The sequence below is a fragment of the Spirosoma luteum DSM 19990 genome, assembly GCF_000374065.1.
Taxonomy (GTDB): domain Bacteria; phylum Bacteroidota; class Bacteroidia; order Cytophagales; family Spirosomataceae; genus Spirosoma; species Spirosoma luteum.
Genome location: NZ_KB893254.1, coordinates 74,754 through 94,545, shown reverse-complemented (window position 1 = coordinate 94,545; position 19,792 = coordinate 74,754). Strand labels below are relative to the sequence as shown.

Genomic DNA, 19,792 nt, shown 5'->3' with positions numbered 1-19,792 from the left:
GTGTGGCGCAACATACTTGGTGGGTATTTCTGGCAGTGAGTTTGGCGATTGGCTGCTCCGGCAATATTGACTATTTTCTTGATTCATCCATTCCGCGTGTGGTTACGCCCCCAGGGCAAATAGCTACTGTTCGTACTAAATGGTACAACGGGAAGTTGCAACAGACTACCTTTCTGGACAAACAGGATAGGGTATTGGAAGACTTTCTGTTCGGCCGGACGAACGAGAAAATATGGAATCAATACGCAGGTGATAAGAAGAGCATCAGTACGCATTATTACCACAGTGACAGTTCGGCACCTGGGTTTGTCAGTGTATCTAGAAATGAGTATGTGTACGATCAACAGGGGCGGGTAGCACGTATACTGAAAAAGGAAAGCGAAATCAAATCAGGTATAGAAAGTGCCATCAGCTCATCCGAAAGCACGTTTAAATACACGGAAACAAACGATACACTGGTTAGCCGCTTGCCGGTTTCTGAGCCAAATCGTTCAACCGTGATAGATAGTATCCGGTGGGAGCGTAACAAGCAGGGGCAGCTTGTCCGTCATTACCGATTGTATGTGATGAAGATGCCCCAAAATCCGCGGCTGGATACGATTCGTTATTTTTCCCATCGGTTCGCTTATGACAAACTGGGCAGGCGTATCCTTGCCTGGTATGATCTTATGTATCTGGGGCGATTCTATATAGCCGACGGGCCCGATACCATACGGTATGGATATGGTCGGGGGAACCGTACTGTACGGGAAATACACCGCTATACCACTGATATGCGCAACAAACGGGAGATAGACACCGCATTACTGGACGGATACTGGCGAGAATCAACCCGGTCGTATCGACAATCGTTTTTTGAAGGCATGCCCTACGGACGTAAAAATCAGCGAACAGATGTAGTCGAGTACCGGTACGAACCCTTTGAGGCCGGTACCCATCTGCCGCTGCACGTTTCGCAGGACATTGGGTACTAAATTGTATGCTGTTATAAACCAACTATTATCCTTTAAAAAAGCTATATCGCAATTATTTAGTAGTAGAAGATGAGGTAAAAGCCAGTAATAATAGCGGACACCCACGTAGTTAGCCAAATATGTCTTACTTTGACGGCTTAACCACTTCATCCCGTGACTGACGCCATTTTTATCCTGTTTGTTCTTTGCCTGAATGTCGTTATCTGCGAATGGCTGATTAAAAAGCCCGGTTTTAGCCACATTGGTACGGCGTTGTTGGTGATTATTCTGACCGCTATCGAAGCCAATGCTGGCCTCATCCCAACTACCGAAACCCCCGTTTACGACAGTATCTTCAGCTACATAGCCCCGTTCTCACTGTTTCTATTGCTGCTGAATGTCAACCTGAAAGACCTTCGGCGGGCGGGTTTGCCCATGCTGAGCATGTTTTTGGTTGGGTCTGCCGGTACGGTTATTGGCGTGCTGGTGAGTGTGTGGGTCTTTGCGGCTCCGCAAACCGTGGGGAAACTTTTTTACGCCCTGGCGGGCATGTTTACGGGAACGTATATTGGCGGCAGCATCAATTACCACGCGGTAGCCCTGCATTATGGCGTATCGAAAGCGGGGAATTTATTTGTGGCCGCCACGGCAGCCGATAACATCATGACGGCCCTGTGGATGGTGGTTACGCTGAGTCTTCCCCGCTTTCTACAAAAACGCTTCCCGCACAAACAAACGGTGCCGCAGCCATCGGTCGTCGGGGCTGTGGACCCTGCTGCTTCCGAAGCCGATCCGTTTACGGATGCGGAAACCATCGGTCCCGGCGATCTGGCCATTTTACTCACCCTGGGCTTTGGGTCCATCTTCCTTTCGAAACAGCTTACGGCGTTGGTGCCTTCCCTGCCGTTCGTGATCGTACTAACCACCTTTGCGCTGGTTCTGGCTCAGTTCCGGATTGTCAATAAACTGCGGGGTATTCGGGTGCTGGGCCTGTTCGGAATATACGTTTTCCTGGCCATTATTGGTGCCTACTGCGATATTGGGGCGCTGCTGCACGACGGACAGCTGGCCGTTGTCCTGTTCGGGATGATTCTGCTACTGGTGCTTATTCACGCCCTTATCCTGTTTGGTACGGGAGCGTTTTTCAGGCAGGAGTGGGACATCGTCGGGATTGCTTCTCAGGCAAACGTGGGTGGTGCTACATCGGCCCTGGCGCTGGCCCGCAGCCTGAACCGGCCCGATTTGCAGCTGCCCGCCGTGCTGGTCGGCTCGCTGGGTAATGCCCTTGGTACGTATCTGGGTATTCTGGTGGCGGAAGTGCTGCGGTAAAAAAAGCCGTACGTTGACCCGATGATCAACGTACGGCTAAAAAGGCTAAACTGCCTTATAAAATATCTGACTAATCCGCCACGACAATCAACGGAGCTACTACTTCCGGGTCATTGTCGGGCGAGGCCTTCTTTTGGCGGTCACTGATCAGTTTCAGGGCTTTGCGAGCTGGCTTCTTCAGTTCCACATCATAGAGGTCTGTCCGGCGGTCTTTGAGCACCTGTACGGACCCCTGCTCGTGGAGTTCCTTGAGCAGACTCAGATCTACATCGGCAATGAGTACCATTTCGGTATTGGGCGTGGCTTCGGCTTTAACGGCGTTGGTCGGAAACTGAAAGTCGGAGGGTGTGAATACCGCCGACTGCGCGAAGTTGATATCCATGTTATGGACTTTGGGCAGGTTGCCCACGCAGCCCGCAATGGCCACATAACACTCGTTTTCGATGGCTCGTGCCTGCGCGCAGTGCCGCACCCGGCTGTATCCGTTCTGGGTATCGGTCAGGAACGGCACAAACAGAATTTGTATGCCCTGCTGCGCCAGTATCCGACCAAGTTCGGGGAATTCAACATCGTAGCAGATGACCATCCCAATTTTACCGCAGTCTGTGTCGAACGCCCGGATTTCGTTGCCGCCTACCATGCCGTAGTGCCGCACTTCGTTGGGCGTGATATGAATTTTACGGTACTCTTCCCACGACCCATCCCGGCGACACAAATAGGCGACATTGTAGAGTTTGCCGTCCTCGTCTACCAGCGGCATACTACCCCCTACAATGTTGACATTATAGGCAATGGCCAGCTGGCAGAGTTTATCGCGGGTGGGTAAGGTGAAATCGGCGAGTTTTCGGATGGCAACGGGCTCGGGCAGGTCGTTGAAGTCGGCCATCAGGGGCGTGTTGAAGAACTCTGGCAGCACCATAAAATCGGCCCGGTAGTCGCTTACGGCATTGACAAAAAACTCGACCTGATCAAAAAAGGCCTCCAGGTTCTTGAAAAAACGCATCTGCCACTGAATCACCCCCAGCCGAATGATGGAGTCGGTGTGGGGCTTCTTGTCTTTCTCGTCAACGTAATAAATGTTGTTCCACTCCAGCAGGGTAGCGTACTCTTTTGACTCCGTATCGCCCGGCAGGTAGCCACGCAGCACCTTCCGGACGTGGAAGTCGTTGGAAAGCTGAAACGTGAGGGTAGAGTCGTAAATTTCTTTCTGCTTTACCTTGGCAATGTACTCGCGGGGCGACAACTCTGCCGAATGTTTGTTATAGTTCGGGATGCGGCCACCGGCAAGAATTCCCTTGATATTCAACTGCTCGCAGAGTTCTTTGCGGGCGTCGTATAGCCGCCGACCCAGGCGTAAATCGCGGAAGTCGGGATGGACGAATACTTCGATACCATATAAATAATCGCCGTCGTCGGTATGCGTTTTAAAGGTATACCCGCCCGTAATCTGGGCGTAGGTATGATTATCCCCAAAGTCTGCGTAGTTGACCCGGATAGCCAGCGCAACGGCCACCACTTTACCGTCTACCTCCACGCAGAATTGCCCCTCGGGAAAGATGTTGAGCAGTTTGTTGATAGCGCTTTTGGTCCAGTAATCACCCCCAATACTGCTGTATACTTCAATCATGGCCTCCTTCAGGTCATGGTAATCTGTTTTTTCTAATGTTCTGGTTTGTATATGCATAAAAAATCTTACTTCAGACGGGCTTCCATGTTTGTTAACTGCTCGTCGGTAAAGTCCAGGTGTGTTACAAAGCGGACTTGATGTTTGCCAAACGCGATCCCGCGAATGCCTTTTGTTTCTAACTGTTGAACGTAATCGGCAGCCAGGATGGTTTCGGGGAGCCGGAAAATGACGATATTCGTGTCAATGGGCAGGATTTCCACTACGTCGGGAAGTCGCTCCAGCATGGCACCAATCCGGCGGGCACGAACGTGGTCCTGCTTCAGTCGGTCTACGTGATGGTCGAGGGCGTAGATGCCCGCTGCGGCCAGAAAACCAGCCTGCCGCCAGCCACCCCCCATCAGTTTTCGGTACCGCCGGGCCTGATGAATGAAGTCGGCTTTTCCCAGCAAAAGGGACCCCACCGGACAGCCAAGCCCTTTGGATAGACAGATACTGATGGAATCGAATAGCTGGCCGTAGGCCGTTGTCGGCTCGCCGGTTTCGACCAGGGCGTTGAACAGCCGGGCACCGTCCAGGTGGAGCTGTAAGCCATACTCATCGCACACTTTTCGGATGGCGGCAATTTCAGGTATCGTATAATAGCACCCTCCGCCTTTGTTGATGGTGTTTTCCAGCACCACCAGCCGCGAAAGGGGCTTGTGCGAATCGGCAGGGCTGTAAATATAGTCGCGGACAAGGGCGGGGGTGAGTTTACCCCGTTCGCCGTGCGCCAGGCTGGCAGACGCCAGGGCATTGACCGAAATACCCCCGCCTTCGTATTGATACACGTGCGAGAGGTAATCACAAATTACATCATCGCCGGGGCGGGTGTGGGTGCGGATGGCAAGCTGGTTGGTCATGGTGCCCGACGCGCAAAACAGGGCGGCTTCCATGCCGAACATAGCCGCGGCTTTCGCTTCGAGGGCATTCACGGTCGGGTCGTCGCCCAGCACATCATCGCCGAGGGGGGCGGTAAACATGGCCTCGCGCATGGCGGGAGTAGGCAGGGTAATGGTATCACTTCGTAAGTCGATGAGCATTGCTAACAGGAAACAGGTCGTATAAAAAGGCAAGTTAGTACCAACTACTTTCCGGTGAGCTATCCGAACCGGTTTTTGCTCTACTGAAAAATTTACTTCTTTAACGCTGAATACGGGAAACAGAGTTGCCTGTGTTCATAAGCAGGGATAATCTTGCATTTATATAAGTTACCGCTATTTTTGAGCGACCTTTTGTCGTATAATCGTCTCCGGTACACGTAATACCCGGTCCCTGTAAACTAACCGCTCGTATGCTAACAAATAAAGCTCCCTGGATTATCCTGCTTCTGCTGTGGATGATTGGCTCAACCTGGTGGCATGTCTGCAAAATCAAGCAGCTTTGTTTTGACGTTGGGGCAGCCAGTCAGGTGGAACCACTAACGACGGAAAAGGAAGTGTACACAACCCCTCCCGGCGCCGATGGCTTTACCATTGCCGATGGTAACTTCTTTCGGGTGTCATTTCCCCGCAATTTTAGTTTCGCCAAATCCGGGGCCAATGCCAACATGAATGCACTGGGCGGACCAATCGATCCGCTCATTACCTACCTGAAAGCCAACCGGGACAGAACGCTGGAGATAACCGGTTACTATACCTCCGCAGAAACCAATGCCACGACCTTCCCAAACCTGGGCCTTGCCCGGGCAGACGGCATGAAGCAGTACCTGGTGCAACAGGGCATTCCAACTGCCTCCCTAACCACCAGAGGAACCGAACGGAATCTGCCAGCTACGGCTAGAGGAGACTCCCTGGTGGGTGGGCTGGGCTTTGCCTTTGGGGGAACCGAACCGGCAGCCGACGAACTCGTTGAAACGGACCTTACGGTTAGCAAACCAGCCGAAACCAGCACCGCAGCAACCAGTACCACCACCGTATCAACCAGTACCGCAGCATTGATTACCCTGACGGAGCCCGTCACGGAAAAAGAACTGGCGGAGGCCCAGAAATTTACGTCGATTTTCAAGCCGATGGACCTGTACTTCCAGCTGGGTGAAGCTACCTTCATCAAAACGGATGAAACGAAGAAATTCTTCGACGAAGCGGCTAAAGTGCTGAATGCCAACCCCGGTAAAAAACTACTCCTGACGGGCTATACCGACGATAAAGGACCGGAAGAAATGAACCTGCAACTATCCCGCGACCGCGCCAATGATGTAAAGGCAAGAATCCGTAAATCGGGCGTTAAATCGGAACAGATAGAGGTGAAGGCAAAAGGAGAATCGGAACCCAAGGCCGACAATAGCACACTGTCGGGCCGGAAAGCCAACCGGCGGGTTACGGTCGTCGTGCTTGACTAGTGGGTTGATAAGTTATTCGGTATAAACCAACGCCAGCAGCGTCCTATCAATAAAATTTCACAACGTATGTTTGATTTGAATCCCCTCAACCTGCCGGATGCCCAGTGGCAGCAATGGATAATGATGATTGTGGCGGGTATGCTGGGCTTTTTTATTGGCTATGCTTCCCACAAACAATATATTGCCGGGCTGCAAGGTAGGCTGGTTTCCATAAAACGTGACCTCGATGGGTACCATCGCAGCAAAATACCGGTAATTGTGCAGGGTGATGATGAAGAAACGACCGTCCTGAACCGAATTCGTAGCCGGTCGAATGAAATTAACTTCTCCCGTATTGGTATGGCATCTGCTGCCGAGGCCGACGATCTAAAAGAAATTATCGGTATCGGGCCGTTTCTGGAAAAGAAATTAAATGTTATCGGTATTTGCACCTTTCGGCAAATTGCCCGCTTCACAAAGGAAGATATTGATACAATCAATGATATCATCGAGTTTTTTCCGGGCCGTATCCAGCGTGATGATTGGGTCAGGCAGGCGGCTGATTTGATAAAAGAGAAGAAAAGTGAGTAGGCAATCCACCAGTTACTGATTAGACCGCTGCCGTACAACTCACCCCAATATCCGAGCTGCTCCTATAGTGCGGGAGTAGTGCAACCCTTAATACAAGTCCGTCATGTTTGGAGTAGATCCCCGTTTACAGGCAATCATTGAAATTGGTTTATTACTGATAATGGCCGCCGGTATCGGCTGGCTTCTGGGGCGTCTGGTTTTATCGGGTCAACTCCGGTCAATTCGCTCGACAGTAGCCAGCAAAGAAGCTGAACTGGAAGCGTATCGGTTGGGGGAGGACCCCGAACGGAAAACGGAACGGACGCCCGAACCCATTGACCGGGAAGTACCGGAACCGGCCGCTTTTGTTCATGCCGACCCCCTGCTGCCCGCCCTCTCGCACGATGACACCCCCGAACAGATTGCGGTGCCGCCAGCCACTACCAGCAATCTGCCCGATACCGCAGCGTATTCAGCGTCCGCCGTCCCCACCGATTCAAAGGCATTGTCGGGTAACTCCGAGGCCGCCGTGCTCAACCGGATTGCTGCCCGGGCCAACGAAGTCAACTTCGACCGGATTGGCCGGGCAACGGCCACAGAAGCCGATGACCTCAAAGATATTACCGGTGTCGGGCCGTTTCTGGAACGTAAACTCCACAGCCTGGGCATCTACACGTTTCGACAGGTGGCCAATTTTACCAAAGAAGACATTACCAAAGTAAATGAACTGATTGAATTCTTCCCGGGCCGCATTGACCAGGATAACTGGGTGGATCAGGCGAAGGAATTTCACGATAAAAAATACGGGGATAAGCCGTAAGTGCTTACCATAGGTCTACTCATCGGAGTGACTGATACAGTTCCAATTCCTTCTCATGCTCAACCACACCCGCGAAACCATCCAGGACCTCCTCGCTCAGCAGGGATATATCACCGACCCGCAACTAGTGATGTCGGTCTTTTTGTCGATTCAACTGCAAAAGCCGCTGCTCATCGAAGGCCCAGCCGGGGTGGGTAAAACGGAAATTGCCAAAGTGATGGCCCGTGCGCTGGACACCGACCTGATTCGGCTGCAATGTTACGAAGGACTGGATGCCAGCCACGCGCTCTACGAATGGAATTACCAGCGGCAGCTCCTGCACCTGAAACTGCTGGAAGTGACGGGCCGACAGGCGAACGAAAACGCGTCGATGGCCGAACAGGAAAAAGATTTGTTCTCGGATACGTTCCTGCTCAAACGGCCACTGTTGCAGGCCATCACCCACCACAAAGCACCGGTACTGCTGATTGATGAAGTGGACCGGGCCGACGAAGAATTTGAAAGCTTCCTGCTCGAAGTACTGTCCGACTGGCAGATTACCATTCCCGAAATTGGCACCATCCGCGCCACGCACATCCCGCACGTAGTGGTGACGGGTAACCGCGTCCGCGAACTCTCCGAAGCCCTCCGACGACGCTGCCTGTACGTGTATATCGACTATCCCGACTACGACAAAGAACTGCGCATTGTGCGGGAGAAAGTACCCGGCATCGACACCGCTCTGGCCGAGCAGATTTGTGCCTTCATGCGTGAACTGCGGCAGTTGCGGCTGGAAAAAACGCCCGGCATCGCCGAAACCCTCGACTGGGCCATGGCCCTGTCGTCCCTGCATTTCACGCACCTGGACAAATCATTAATTGAGCAAACCCTGGGTGTGGTACTCAAAGACTGGAAAGACATTCGCCATACGCAACTGTCGCTGAGTGAGTTATACGAGCGGGCGGGGATTATCTCTAAGTTCGATGCTTTGTGAGGATTAACTTGTAGAAAAACTGCTTAACTAGTTTGGGTAATCGAAATGACGAAGAACATGAATCCTGCGGTTGATTTTTACTTCAACAAAGCCGAAACGTGGCAGAAAGAACTGGAGCAACTGAGAACGATTATTCTCGACTGTCCGCTAACCGAAGAATTGAAGTGGGGTGTTCCCTGCTACACGTTTCAGAAAAGTAATGTAATGCTACTGCATGCCTTCAAAAATTACTGCGCGGTGTTGTTTGTGAAAGGTGCCTTGTTACACGATGCCGACGGTATTCTAATTGCACAAACGGAGAATACCCAGGCCTCCCGCCAGATTCGGTTTACCAGCGTTCAGGAAATTGTCAAGTTGGAACCCGTCCTGAAAAGGTATATCTATGAAGCTATCGAAGTGGAGAAAGCTGGCTTGAAAGTGGAACCCAGGAAGACTACCGAATTCACGGTCCCTGACGAATTTAAACACAAACTAGCCGACAATCCATCCCTGAAATCTGCTTTTGATGCCTTAACACCCGGACGGCAAAGGGCCTATCTCCTTCACTTTGCCGCCCCCAAACAAGCCAAAACCCGGGAGTCAAGGATTGAAAAATGCATGCCGCAAATCCTTAACGGGAAGGGGATTGATGATTGATCAGGAATCTACTAGATGTATGTCTGGCTGAGTGAGTAGGGATTGTTGCCATACGTTGAGTAGACATCAAACTATGAAGTACATCATTTCGACACTTCTTTTTACTTTGGTTTTTCTTGACTGCTATTCGCAGGACTTGGTACCGTTTCGTGTTGACACTCTCTGGGGTTACAAAGACAAACAAGGAGCGGTAAAGATTGAACCGCAGTTTCAATACGCTACAAAATTCTTAAGTAATGTTGCCATCGTGGCTAAAAACGGCAAATTAGGATCAATTGACAAGAACAATACCTTAATCATTCCTTTCCGCTACGAGTTTCTAACACCCTTGGACACGGCGGAATATTTATTTGGACATAGAGCCAAATACTTCGGCGAATACATCGTGGGAGTAATGACCAAAGATGAAAAAGTAAAAATTCCAGCCGAGTACAGCAACATTTCCAGGTACCGAAACACGTATTTGGTGACTAAAAATAAAGATAACATAATTGGAAAAAACGGTATTGGTGACGTTCGTTCTGTAAGCAGAACTTATGGGCTTTGCGACAGTAATGGCAAAATCATTATTCCTTGCAAATACCAGTATATAAGTTGGACGACCGATACGCTTCTTGTTGTGGACAGTTCCTTTTCGGCTGATAATGGAAAGTACATAAGCACCAACTCTGCTCTTTTTAGCAGCCAAGGTAGACAACTTACAGGGTTCGACTACATGGTGTTTGGAAAGTTCATAGAGGGTGTTGCCAAAGCAAGAATTGGTAATAAGTTTGGTTTTATTTATCCAACAGGCAAAATTGCAATTCCTATTGAGTTTGACTATTGTGAAGACTTCGACAATAGCTATGCACTCATCAAACAACAGGACAAGTGGGGAGCTATAAATAAGGACGGTAAAATTATCCTTGAGCCAAAGTTTGACTACCAAGAAGTAAAAACAACACTGAAAGAAAAGTACGGCAGGTAACATTGATTTACTGTTATGCCGACAGACGAAAAATAGTATCAACTTTCTGTTCACTTATCGTCTGCAATTCCGGCTGACCAAACGCTGTTGAGAGACAGAATGAATTTTGTGCTTTGGTTTTTTAATCGGCTTCAGTTGTCGGCATACGGAACGCGGAAGTCCGCCACAACGTCAAGCCGCCCAAACTATTAGCCTCCCTTCAATGCTCATCACTCGCAAACTAACCCTGCCCGAAAACGTCATCGCTTTTTCCAGATTCCTGCGTGAGAACGGGGCTGGGTATTGGTCCTGACGAGGAAGCGACGGCATTGCTGGAATTAGGCTACGTGGACATTGGGGTGCGGAATGTTGGTCATTGTTCTATCGGTGGACTTGTCGCTGTTCGATTGGTATTTTTATTCCTTGCTTAAATTCAATACTTCCTGAATTTGGTCGTGCAGTTCAGGAATTTTGTTGTTGAGCACATCCCAAACAATTGAATAGTTTACCCCCATGTAATCATGAATAAGGCGGTCTCTCATTCCTGCCATATTTTTCCACTGTATTGAACTCCATTTAACTTTAAAGTCTGCGGGAATCTTTTTTGTTGCCTCACCAATGATCTCCAGGCTTCTTACCACAGCTCGTTTCAACGTCTCATCGTTTAAGAAATCATCTTTAGACAGATTTTCGCTTACCTGTAAGAGATAGGTGCATTAATCGGCTATATGCTTCAAGAACTCAGTTGATTCCTTAGACATACACTACATCGTTTAAAATTTGGGGACCGATGTATTGGCTCAACCCATTTTTAGTTACGATTTCAATTTTTTCATTCTCAAAAAGGTTCTCGAACAAGTCATATACAGCCATGAAGTTGTCAAAAGTCTCTCTGTCAGGGTCAAAGTCTATTAATAAATCAATATCACTTTTAGCTGATTGTTCATTTCGTAAATAGGAACCAAATAGGCCAACGTTGGAAACTCCGTATTTTGACAACTCGGGTTTATGCGTTTTAAGAATAGCCAATATGTTTTCCTTAGTTGTCATTAGTAAAATTGGGTTAAAGGCACGTTTCTGTATCCTGATACCAAATATATCAATCGTCTGTCAAAATCAACGGCTAAAGTGTACTTACCCACACTAGTATCGGTCTCACACAGCTCACTATGATTCAGCGCAAACTAACCCTCCCCGAAAACGTCATCGCTTTTTCGCGCTTCCTGCGCGATAATGGGTTGGGCATTGGGCCCGACGAGGAAGCGACGGCGTTGCTGGCGTTGGGACATGTGGACATTGGGGTACGGGATGACTTTCGGCTGGCTTTCCGGACGGTGTTCTGTCGGCGGTCAGCGGAGTTGGCCCTGTTCGACCGGTTGTTTGCCCAGTACTGGAAAGAACTGGAAACGGCGGTGGATGCCAAAACCAAAGACGACCCCAACCGGCAGCGACCCACCAAAAGTCCACAGCCGAGCTTCAATCAATTGAAATCCTGGCTGTACGGTAATAACCCAACGGAGGAGACCGAACTAACCACCTATTCGACGCAGGAAAACCTCTCGCAACAGGATTTCTCGGCTATTGCCGCCGACGACCTGCCCGAACTCATGCAGCGCATCCGCGAACTGTCGCTCACCCTGGCCCGGCGCGCCAACCGCCGACAGCAGAAAACCACCAGCGTGCGGCAGTTCGACCTGCGCCAGACCCTCCGCAAAAACCTGCGTCGCGGGGGCGAACTGGTAGAGCTGGCTTACCGAAAACCGCGCAAAAACCGGCTGAAAGTGGTGATTCTGGCCGATGTGAGTCAGTCGATGGATTTGTACAGCACATTTCTGATTCAGTTCATGTACGCGTTTCAGACCGTGTTCCGGCGCATCGAAACGTTTGTGTTCAGCACCAGCCTGCACCGTATCACGCCCGCCCTCAAAAACCGCCCCTTCCCGGATGCCATCAGGCACTTGTCCAGTACCGTAACGGGCTGGGGGGGCGGCACCCGAATAGGGGAGTCGCTCGGGGAGTTCACGGATAGCTACCTGTCACTGGTTGATAGCCAGACGCTGGTGATTATCCTCAGCGACGGCTGGGATACGGGTGAGGTGGCCGTACTCACCGAAAGCCTGGGCCGCATTAAAGCGAAAGCCCGAAAACTGGTCTGGCTCAATCCCCTGGCGGGCAATCCGTCGTTTCAGCCAACCGTATCGGCTATGCAGGCCGCCATGCCTTTTCTGGATGTGTTCGCCCCCGTCCACAACCTGGATAGCCTGAGGGCCGTAGGGCGGTGGCTATAAAAATGGAGGATGCAAACCAAAAGCCGGGCCGTACGGTTTCTAATCGTTGAGGGCTACTTTTGGCACTGAACAAAACTTACCGGAAGTACCCCGGTAGTGATGACCACGTACCGTGTTCGACGCCCGGCAAAAAAGACAGGCTACAAACGGAACAACAGGGCCGTAAGGCAGTCCTGCGCTCTTGATCAAATGAAAGAAATTAAAGCAATTATTGACGGCTACGACCACCTCGATAAAAACACAACCCAGGCCGCACTGGCTACCGTGGTGCGGGTGGAAGGGTCGTCGTACCGCCGTACGGGTGCGCGGATGCTGGTGATGAGCGACGGGGTCTGGATTGGCGGTATTAGCGGGGGGTGTCTGGAAGGGGATGCCCTCAAACGCGCCCGACTGGCCATTGCCAAAGCGTCGCCGTCCAAAATTACCTACGATACCACCACCGATGATGAGCACCAGATTGGCGTAGGCCTGGGGTGCAATGGCATCATCGACGTGCTGTTTACCCCGCTGGATTTTACCGATTCAACTAACCCTGTCGAAGTACTGAAACGTTGCATGAATGAGCGTCGCCAAACCCACGTCCTCCTGACCATTACCGGCCTGAAAGGCAACTGGCCCACCGTTAGCGAAGGCGATGTGATCCGATATACCGATAGCACCAGCCTGACCGTACTGGAAAACCGGGCTATACAGTCGCAGCTGGACGAAAAAATTCAGGCCCGCATGGCAAAAGGGGTGTCGGCTCCCTACCGGTTCGAAGGACCGGACGGCGAGGTGCTGGAAGCCTTCATCGAGATTCTGGCACCCGAAACGCACCTGGTTTTATGGGGGCATCAGTACGATGTATATCCCCTCACGCGGCTGGTCAGGGAAATGGGCTGGCGAATAACGGTCGTTGCCAATCCGCTGAAGGTTAACAAACGAATTGCGGCAATGGTGGACGAGATAGTGCAGCCCGAAAACTTCACGGATATCCTGTTCGATGCCCATACGGCCATCGTTTTGATGTCGCACGATTATAAAACGGATAAGCAAAACCTGCCGAAGGTGTTGGCTACCAACGCACCCTACATCGGCATGCTGGGGCCACGCGTCCGCTCCGAGCGAATCTGGGCCGAACTGGCCGAGGAAGGCAACCCCATTGCCGACGAAGACTTTCCCCGCATCCATGCTCCGGTCGGTCTGGACATCGGAGCCGTGTCGCCCGAAGAAATTGCCCTCTCGCTGGCGGCCGAAATCCGGGCATCATTTTCCAATCGGGATGGCTCGTACCTGCGCCTGCGTCAGAGCACTATTCACGTGCGGGAGTGATTGGATAAAATGGATGGCCTTCTTTTTCGTTTTATGATTACATGGATAATGGCTCGGGTATAATCTCACCGGTCAATACAGACACCTCTGACACGAGCGATAATCCATTAGCCAAACTATGCACCTTACCCTGCCGCTTCTAGTCCTATCCTGCCTGCTATTGACCGTAACGGCCTGCGCCCCACGTTATAAGGGTCCCCTAACTGACCACTTCAACGGGAAGAAATTTATCAATCCGGGTATGCCGGAGCGAACGGAGGGAGGGGTGCTCAAGTGGTTGCTGCACCGCGATAAAGGTCCCTGGCCCGAGCAACCCGATGCCTTTGTCGGGGCACGTCCGGCTACGCGTATTGAAGGCGATAGCCTGGTGCTCACGTTCGTGAATCACTCCACCTTTCTGATTCAGACCAGCGGCCTGAACATCCTGACTGACCCCGTCTGGTCGGAGCGGGTGGGGCCAACTTCGTGGCTGGGTATCAGGCGCAAACGGCCGCCGGGACTTCGGTTTGAGGAACTGCCGCCCATCGACGTGGTGCTGTTGAGTCACAACCACTACGACCACCTCGATCTCCCCACCCTAAAGAAACTGGTACTTGCCTTTAACCCGCTGTTCGTTACGCCCCTCGGCGTGTCGTACCTGCCCAAATCAGTTGGGGGGCGTACCACCCGCGAACTCGACTGGACCGATACGCTGCAAATCACGAATAAACTTTGGATTACCTGTACCCAGGCGCAGCATTTTAGTAACCGGGGCCTTTTCGACCGCGACGAAACCCTCTGGTGCGGGTATCTGCTCCACACCGGTTTCGGAACGACCTACTTCTGCGGGGATAGTGGCTATGGACCGCATTTCAAAAAAATTGGGGAGCAGGCCCGGCAGGCGGGCAAAGCAGCAGATATAAAACTGGCGCTGCTGCCCATTGGCTCGTACCGGCCGGAGTGGTTTATGGCCCCGGTCCACGTGTCGCCCGCTGGTGCGGTGCAGGCGTTTACGGACCTGAATGCACAGCAGGCGGTGGGTATTCATTTCGGCACGTTTCAGCAGGGCGACGATGGCTTGTTTGAACCCGTCGATGATTTGAGAAAAGCCCTGAAAGCGGCCACTATTCCCGAAAAACAGTTTCTGGTGCCCAAAGAAGGACTTCCTATGGTGTTTAAGTAAACTACCTGTTGTCAACAAAAGCAACCGTAGTGTTGTTGAGAAAGAGAGCGTATTGATGATTATGCATATGTACACAATGAATTTATTGACACTGGGATGCTACCTGGGTATACTGCTGGGGAGCTACGGGGTAGGCACGGATGCCATACGTACGCATACGAGTGACGACTGGAAACTGGAAAAGGACAAAGACCAGATACAGGTCTATTCCCGTCGGCTACCCAACAGTAAATTATCCGAACTCAAAATAGAGTGTACCATGCCCGGTACCCAAAGTCAGCTGGTGGCCCTGCTGTCGGATATTAACAACTACGAGAATGTTATTTATAAAATGAAATCGGCCAGGCTGGTCAAACGCATCAGCGAAACCGAGTTGATTTACTATGGTGTGAGTGCCTTGCCCTGGCCGGTGAGCGATCGGGACATGACCGTGCGACTAACGTTCAACTACGTTCCGGCTACCAAAATATTATACATCAAAGGGGTCGATGTTCCCAACTTGATTGCGCCCCGCTCCGGTCGGGTACGCGTCACCGACTGGCTGGCCAACTGGCAGGTGCGCCAGGCGACCAGTAAGCAAATGCAGATTACCTATACCGTCCGGTTTGACCCCGGTGGCGAGATTCCGGCCTGGCTGGACAATGTAGCCGCTTCGACCAGTGCCTTCCAGTCCTTCACGCTGCTTCGGGAGAGCATTTTATTACCCCGCTACCAGGGAAAGTCATTCGCGTTTCTGCAATAACACAGTGTCCGGCTGTAGCTGCTTCTCATAGGCCAGAAACCGTAACCCCGGCCGGAAACCGAGGGTAATTTCTCCGGCGTACCTATACCCTGCTTTAGGGAACAGTTTCTGCGTTATCTGATTTTCTGAATTGGTGTCGATGCGCAAAAAGCGGATGCTCCGTTCAAGGGCAAGTTGCTCGGCCTGCGCCAGGAGTGCCAGCGCAACGCCCTGCCCCTGAAAAGCGGGATCGACGGCCAGCCGGTGGGTCACAATCGCCCGCTCATTAAGGTCGAAGCCGACCTGCGCGTATTCCGGTTCCTGGTCTTCGGTCAGGGCGGCCACTCCCGCCAGTTGATTATCAATTTCCGCTACCCAGAGTTGTCCTTTAGCAATATCCAGACTAAACACAGTTTCGTTCGGGTAGTGATTGTCCCACTGGAAATTACCCGCCTGATTCATCAGGGGAATAACGCGTTTAAGAAGATTGACCAGGGCAGGAAGGTCGGCGGGGGTAGCGATGCGAACAGTCATCATCGTTTTTTACTTTCCATCTTTAAGCATCTCCACCACCAGCGCCAGTTCATCGACAGTGGCTTCGGGATCACCGTTATACCCAATGCTTCGGTACCGCACCCGGCCATTCGGGCCAATGACCACTTTGGTCGGAATACCCTGTACTTTATAGGCATTGGCCACCTTCTGCTGCCCGTCCAGTGGCACTACGAAGTCGTACGGATGCTTATCCATGAAATTGTAGACGCGCTGCACGGGGCCGCCCTCGCGGGTATTGACGAACAGAAAGCGCACGTCCGGGTCGTTTTTAAAGCGGGTCTGCGCCTGTTGCATAGCCGGGAACGAAGCAATGCAGGGCCCACACCAGGTAGCCCAGAAATCGAGCACAACTACCTTTCCTTTCATGGCCGATGTTGAAATCGTACGCCCTTTCAGGTCGGTGAGGGAGAAGGCGGGGGCCGGTTCATTGATGAGTTTCTGCTGCATTTCATCCCGCTTGTCGGCTACTACATCCGCTTCGAGGTCCTTTAGGTAGGCATCTGCTTTGGCCACTGTGTTGCCGGGTTGTTTGGCGTACCAGTCGTGCAGGGCGGCTTTCAGACTTTTGGTCGCTTTATCTAACTGGACCGCTTCTTCGATGACGGGTAGCGCTTCGTTCCCGTGATTGGTACGCAGGGCACACTGGAAGTACCGCTCAATGGTTCGGGGCTCGTTTTCATTGACCGTATCAGGCGTCAACATGGCCTGATAGGCGGTGTAGGCTTCGGCGTATTTGCCCTGCTGTTCCAGGGTCCGGGCGTAGGTGTTCATCAATTGCCGCTGCCGCTTTTGCTTCTCGGTGGCCCAGTCGCCCGACACATCGGTTGGTTTGGCCTGATTTTTCAACACGGCCAGCGCGCGTTTGGTCAACTGTTCGGCTTCCGGTACCGATCGCCGTTCATCGGCCATCTTAAACGCAATGGTATTCAGCATTCCTGCATCGACGAAGGAGTCGGGCTGCTGCCCCACAAAGGCCATCATACCCGTAATGTCGTTCTGCTTATAATAATCGTCGGTCATCATAATCGTCAGGGCCGGCAGGTGCGTGGAGGTAGGGAACTCCTTCGAAAAGGCCGCGTAGGCCAGCTTTTTCTTCGCCCAGTTGGGTTCGGTCCGGATGGCCATCGCGCGGTCTTTCTGCACGAGCGCACCGGCGGGTTCTACGGATTTCCGGCGTTCGCGCAGGGCTTTCACCTTCGCAAAATCGCCCATGCTCTCGTACAGGCGGGCGGCATCGGCCAACTCGGCAGGGGAGGGTTCCGGGCGGGAAGCCAGGTACGATTCAATGGCCGATTTCACCTGCGGGCCGTACCCGGGTTTGCGCTGTTTTATCCTGGCCGCCAGTAAATCATACCAATACTGCGGTCGTAAATCCGGATTTTGAGCCAGCTCGTGTTCCAGCAGCGTAATGACCCAGGTCTGGTCGGGCCTGAAACCGGCTTCGGCGGGGAGGTGCGTGCGCGTAAACACCGACGCCTGTCCGCCCGTAGCGTGGGGTACGATTCGTCCGGCCGCATCCCAGACCGGAATAATGTAAAACTGTCCCTTGTTCAGGTCGGTCCGCTTCGGCAGTGTGCTGTTCCTGAAATAAAGCATGGTGCCCGCCACATCTTTCTTCGGCAGATAGACCCGGCCTACGTAATCGTTACCCTGCCGAACCAACGTAACGGTGGTAGGCTGGCTGATGCGCATCATATTGGGCGCACCGTAGCGTACGTAACGCCCTTCCAGCGTGCTGTCCGTGGCCAGGGGGGTCGTTTGCGGAGAATAGGTGAAGGATACAACCTGGTCGGCCTGTGGCTGCTGGGGTGAAAAACAGAACTGAGCCGTAGCCGAAAGCGTAACCAGCGTCAACAGGAACAGGGTTTGTAAGAGAGTCTTTTTCATAACAGAAGAATAAACAGTTGTTCGGGTAGTACTGGAGCAGCCGGGTAAAAATACAACAATACGCCCATAGCCACAGCACGGTCTGCGTCATAAATAACCGGTTGTACCAATGAGTTGTCCGGCTTTGGCCCCCACAAGGTATACGGCCGAACAATGACGTATAATCGACAACGGATTGATTTACTACGAAAAACGATTAGTTTTACTGCATCCCGTCTACGCTCAAACTAATTTACGGTCATGCCCACTTCCCGCCGAACATTCTTTCGTCAAACGGCTGCTGCCACCGCTGCCCTGTCGCTGCCCCAGTTTTTACCGGAAACAGTTGCCCGGCCCCTTTCCGGTGCCGATGCCGCACTGAAATCACCGGCGGCCTGGGCGCAGGACGAAGATTTCTGGTCGTGGGTGAAATCCGAATATACCGTATCGCCCAACCTGCTCAACCTGAACAACGGGGGCGTTTGTCCGCAGCCGAAAGTGGTACAGGACGCGCATATCCGGTTTTATCAGTATAGCAACGAGGCACCATCCTACTACATGTGGCGCATCCTGGACCAGGGCCGCGAAGCCCTGCGCGAGAAACTGGCCGATTTGGGCGGTTGTTCGCCGGAAGAAATCGCCATCAACCGCAACGCGACGGAGGGACTGAACACGGTTATTTTTGGCCTGAACCTGAAAGCGGGCGATGAGGTCGTACTGACAAAGCAGGATTACCCGAACATGCTCAACGCTTGGAAACAGCGCGAAAAACGGGATGGCATCAAACTGGTTTACCTGAACCTCGACCTCCCCAGCGAAGACGACGAAGCCCTGGCGCAGCAGTACATACGGGCGTTTACCCCCAAAACGAAGGTGGTCCACGTAACCCACATGATCAACTGGGTTGGGCAGGTGATGCCGGTGCGTAAAATTGCCGACGAAGCCCACAAACGCGGCATCGAAGTGATTGCCGACGGTGCCCACTCGTTTGCCCTGTTCGACTTTAAAATCCCCGACCTCGGCGCCGATTATTACGCCACCAGCCTGCACAAATGGCTGTGCGCCCCCTTCGGCAGCGGGATGCTATACATCAGGCAGAACAAAATCAAAAACGTGTGGGCTCTGCTGTCCAGCAATGAACCCGACGGGCCGGACATCCGTAAGTTTGAAACCCTCGGCACGCGCTCCTTTGCTTCCGAAATGGCGATTGGTACCGCTGTCGATTTTCATAACAGCATTGGCTCGGCCCGTAAGTTTGCCCGCGCCCATTACCTCAAAAATTACTGGATGGAGCGGGTCAAGGATGTGCCGGGGGTTAAACTGCATACCTCGTTTAAGCCCGAATTTGCCGGCGCTGTGGCCCTGTTCTCCATCGACGGCATGAAACCTGGCGAGGTAGAAAGTCAGCTACTGGGCAAGTACAAAATTCACACGTCGCCCATCGATTGGGAGAATATCCACGGCGTGCGCGTAACCCCCCACGTGTACCACAGCCCCAAAGACTTGGACCGACTGGTAGCGGCCATTACGGCCATTGCCGAGAAACAGGCTGTGGCCAGTAAGCAGAAGAAAAGTTGAGTAGAGACCGCACCGGCGGACCGGCAATACCTTGCGTCTCAATAACCGGATGGTTTCGCATCAGACATAGAGTTAAAACCTGGTGTACTAGAAAGCCTAGA

General features: G+C 52.3%; 18 protein-coding genes and 1 pseudogene. 13 read left to right on the top strand and 6 right to left on the bottom strand.

Going from position 1 to position 19,792, the window contains the following annotated elements:
* Window positions 1–2 precede the first annotated feature (2 nt).
* Together B156_RS0111870 and B156_RS0111865 are read left to right on the top strand one after the other, a co-directional pair.
* Window positions 3–974 carry a hypothetical protein gene (locus B156_RS0111870; RefSeq protein WP_157627016.1) on the top strand — a complete coding sequence of 324 codons (972 nt, stop codon included), beginning with the start codon at window positions 3–5 and terminating at the stop codon, window positions 972–974.
* Between the two features lie 153 nt (window positions 975–1,127).
* On the top strand, window positions 1,128–2,282 hold the full coding sequence (locus B156_RS0111865; RefSeq protein WP_018619939.1) for a DUF819 family protein: 1,155 nt from the start codon (window positions 1,128–1,130) through the stop codon (window positions 2,280–2,282).
* A 70-nt stretch (window positions 2,283–2,352) separates the two neighbouring features.
* On the opposite strand, the gene B156_RS0111860 is transcribed toward B156_RS0111865, so the two are convergent.
* Both B156_RS0111860 and B156_RS0111855 read right to left on the bottom strand, forming a co-directional pair.
* Window positions 2,353–3,966 (bottom strand): carbon-nitrogen hydrolase family protein, encoded by a 1,614-nt coding sequence (locus B156_RS0111860; RefSeq protein ID WP_018619938.1) that lies wholly within the window; start codon window positions 3,964–3,966, stop codon window positions 2,353–2,355.
* An 8-nt stretch (window positions 3,967–3,974) separates the two neighbouring features.
* Window positions 3,975–4,988, bottom strand: coding sequence for a threonine aldolase family protein (locus B156_RS0111855; protein WP_018619937.1), 1,014 nt, complete (start codon window positions 4,986–4,988; stop codon window positions 3,975–3,977).
* A gap of 251 nt (window positions 4,989–5,239) precedes the next feature.
* On the opposite strand from B156_RS0111855, the gene B156_RS0111850 reads away from it, so the two are divergent.
* The 6 genes from B156_RS0111850 (at window position 5,240) to B156_RS0111825 (ending at window position 10,231) form a co-directional block, all read left to right on the top strand.
* The gene (locus B156_RS0111850) at window positions 5,240–6,286 is read left to right on the top strand and encodes an OmpA family protein (RefSeq protein WP_018619936.1); all 1,047 of its coding nucleotides are present in this window, start codon (window positions 5,240–5,242) and stop codon (window positions 6,284–6,286) included.
* 66 nt (window positions 6,287–6,352) lie between these two features.
* Window positions 6,353–6,856, top strand: a complete 504-nt coding sequence (locus tag B156_RS0111845) for a hypothetical protein (RefSeq protein WP_018619935.1) — start codon at window positions 6,353–6,355, stop codon at window positions 6,854–6,856.
* A gap of 103 nt (window positions 6,857–6,959) precedes the next feature.
* Entirely contained in the window at window positions 6,960–7,655 is a 696-nt protein-coding gene (locus tag B156_RS0111840; RefSeq protein WP_018619934.1) for a hypothetical protein, read from the top strand.
* Between the two features lie 55 nt (window positions 7,656–7,710).
* Entirely contained in the window at window positions 7,711–8,628 is a 918-nt protein-coding gene (locus B156_RS0111835) for an AAA family ATPase (protein WP_018619933.1), read from the top strand.
* Window positions 8,629–8,673: 45 nt separating this feature from the next.
* Complete coding sequence (locus tag B156_RS0111830; protein WP_018619932.1) at window positions 8,674–9,264, top strand: YdeI/OmpD-associated family protein; 591 nt, start codon at window positions 8,674–8,676, stop codon at window positions 9,262–9,264.
* Window positions 9,265–9,337: 73 nt separating this feature from the next.
* The gene (locus B156_RS0111825) at window positions 9,338–10,231 is read left to right on the top strand and encodes a WG repeat-containing protein (RefSeq protein WP_018619931.1); all 894 of its coding nucleotides are present in this window, start codon (window positions 9,338–9,340) and stop codon (window positions 10,229–10,231) included.
* Window positions 10,232–10,626: 395 nt separating this feature from the next.
* On the opposite strand, the pseudogene B156_RS29100 reads toward B156_RS0111825, so the two are convergent.
* Window positions 10,627–10,902: pseudogene (locus B156_RS29100) on the bottom strand (HepT-like ribonuclease domain-containing protein); the annotation flags it as partial.
* Between the two features lie 61 nt (window positions 10,903–10,963).
* Window positions 10,964–11,260, bottom strand: coding sequence for a nucleotidyltransferase family protein (locus tag B156_RS0111815; RefSeq protein ID WP_018619929.1), 297 nt, complete (start codon window positions 11,258–11,260; stop codon window positions 10,964–10,966).
* A gap of 119 nt (window positions 11,261–11,379) precedes the next feature.
* On the opposite strand from B156_RS0111815, the gene B156_RS0111810 reads away from it, so the two are divergent.
* The 4 genes from B156_RS0111810 to B156_RS0111795 all read left to right on the top strand — a co-directional run bounded on the left by B156_RS0111810 (window position 11,380) and on the right by B156_RS0111795 (window position 15,713).
* Complete coding sequence (locus B156_RS0111810) at window positions 11,380–12,498, top strand: vWA domain-containing protein (protein WP_018619928.1); 1,119 nt, start codon at window positions 11,380–11,382, stop codon at window positions 12,496–12,498.
* Window positions 12,499–12,687: 189 nt separating this feature from the next.
* A complete protein-coding gene (locus B156_RS0111805) occupies window positions 12,688–13,809 on the top strand; it encodes an XdhC family protein (RefSeq protein ID WP_018619927.1) in 1,122 nt (373 codons plus the stop codon).
* A gap of 118 nt (window positions 13,810–13,927) precedes the next feature.
* On the top strand, window positions 13,928–14,971 hold the full coding sequence (locus tag B156_RS0111800; RefSeq protein ID WP_018619926.1) for an MBL fold metallo-hydrolase: 1,044 nt from the start codon (window positions 13,928–13,930) through the stop codon (window positions 14,969–14,971).
* A 76-nt stretch (window positions 14,972–15,047) separates the two neighbouring features.
* The gene (locus B156_RS0111795) at window positions 15,048–15,713 is read left to right on the top strand and encodes an START domain-containing protein (protein WP_026260781.1); all 666 of its coding nucleotides are present in this window, start codon (window positions 15,048–15,050) and stop codon (window positions 15,711–15,713) included.
* On the opposite strand, the gene B156_RS29095 is transcribed toward B156_RS0111795, so the two are convergent.
* Window positions 15,693–16,229, bottom strand: coding sequence for a GNAT family N-acetyltransferase (locus tag B156_RS29095; RefSeq protein WP_245563727.1), 537 nt, complete (start codon window positions 16,227–16,229; stop codon window positions 15,693–15,695). The genes B156_RS0111795 and B156_RS29095 overlap by 21 nt on opposite strands.
* Before the next feature lie 6 nt (window positions 16,230–16,235).
* Window positions 16,236–18,134, bottom strand: coding sequence for a TlpA disulfide reductase family protein (locus tag B156_RS0111785; protein ID WP_018619923.1), 1,899 nt, complete (start codon window positions 18,132–18,134; stop codon window positions 16,236–16,238).
* A gap of 240 nt (window positions 18,135–18,374) precedes the next feature.
* Here B156_RS0111785 and B156_RS0111780 point away from each other — a divergent pair, with 240 nt between their 5' ends.
* Window positions 18,375–19,691 (top strand): aminotransferase class V-fold PLP-dependent enzyme, encoded by a 1,317-nt coding sequence (locus B156_RS0111780; protein ID WP_018619922.1) that lies wholly within the window; start codon window positions 18,375–18,377, stop codon window positions 19,689–19,691.
* The last annotated feature ends 101 nt before the right edge of the window (window positions 19,692–19,792 follow it).

Coding starts and splice junctions, on each gene's coding strand:
- B156_RS0111860 (WP_018619938.1), bottom strand. CDS start 3,966: ATGCATATACAAACCAGAACATTAGAAAAAACAGATTACCATGACCTG.
- B156_RS0111855 (WP_018619937.1), bottom strand. CDS start 4,988: ATGCTCATCGACTTACGAAGTGATACCATTACCCTGCCTACTCCCGCC.
- B156_RS0111850 (WP_018619936.1), top strand. CDS start 5,240: ATGCTAACAAATAAAGCTCCCTGGATTATCCTGCTTCTGCTGTGGATG.
- B156_RS0111845 (WP_018619935.1), top strand. CDS start 6,353: ATGTTTGATTTGAATCCCCTCAACCTGCCGGATGCCCAGTGGCAGCAA.
- B156_RS0111840 (WP_018619934.1), top strand. CDS start 6,960: ATGTTTGGAGTAGATCCCCGTTTACAGGCAATCATTGAAATTGGTTTA.
- B156_RS0111835 (WP_018619933.1), top strand. CDS start 7,711: ATGCTCAACCACACCCGCGAAACCATCCAGGACCTCCTCGCTCAGCAG.
- B156_RS0111830 (WP_018619932.1), top strand. CDS start 8,674: ATGACGAAGAACATGAATCCTGCGGTTGATTTTTACTTCAACAAAGCC.
- B156_RS0111825 (WP_018619931.1), top strand. CDS start 9,338: ATGAAGTACATCATTTCGACACTTCTTTTTACTTTGGTTTTTCTTGAC.
- B156_RS0111815 (WP_018619929.1), bottom strand. CDS start 11,260: ATGACAACTAAGGAAAACATATTGGCTATTCTTAAAACGCATAAACCC.
- B156_RS0111810 (WP_018619928.1), top strand. CDS start 11,380: ATGATTCAGCGCAAACTAACCCTCCCCGAAAACGTCATCGCTTTTTCG.
- B156_RS0111805 (WP_018619927.1), top strand. CDS start 12,688: ATGAAAGAAATTAAAGCAATTATTGACGGCTACGACCACCTCGATAAA.
- B156_RS0111800 (WP_018619926.1), top strand. CDS start 13,928: ATGCACCTTACCCTGCCGCTTCTAGTCCTATCCTGCCTGCTATTGACC.
- B156_RS0111795 (WP_026260781.1), top strand. CDS start 15,048: ATGAATTTATTGACACTGGGATGCTACCTGGGTATACTGCTGGGGAGC.
- B156_RS29095 (WP_245563727.1), bottom strand. CDS start 16,229: ATGATGACTGTTCGCATCGCTACCCCCGCCGACCTTCCTGCCCTGGTC.
- B156_RS0111785 (WP_018619923.1), bottom strand. CDS start 18,134: ATGAAAAAGACTCTCTTACAAACCCTGTTCCTGTTGACGCTGGTTACG.
- B156_RS0111780 (WP_018619922.1), top strand. CDS start 18,375: ATGCCCACTTCCCGCCGAACATTCTTTCGTCAAACGGCTGCTGCCACC.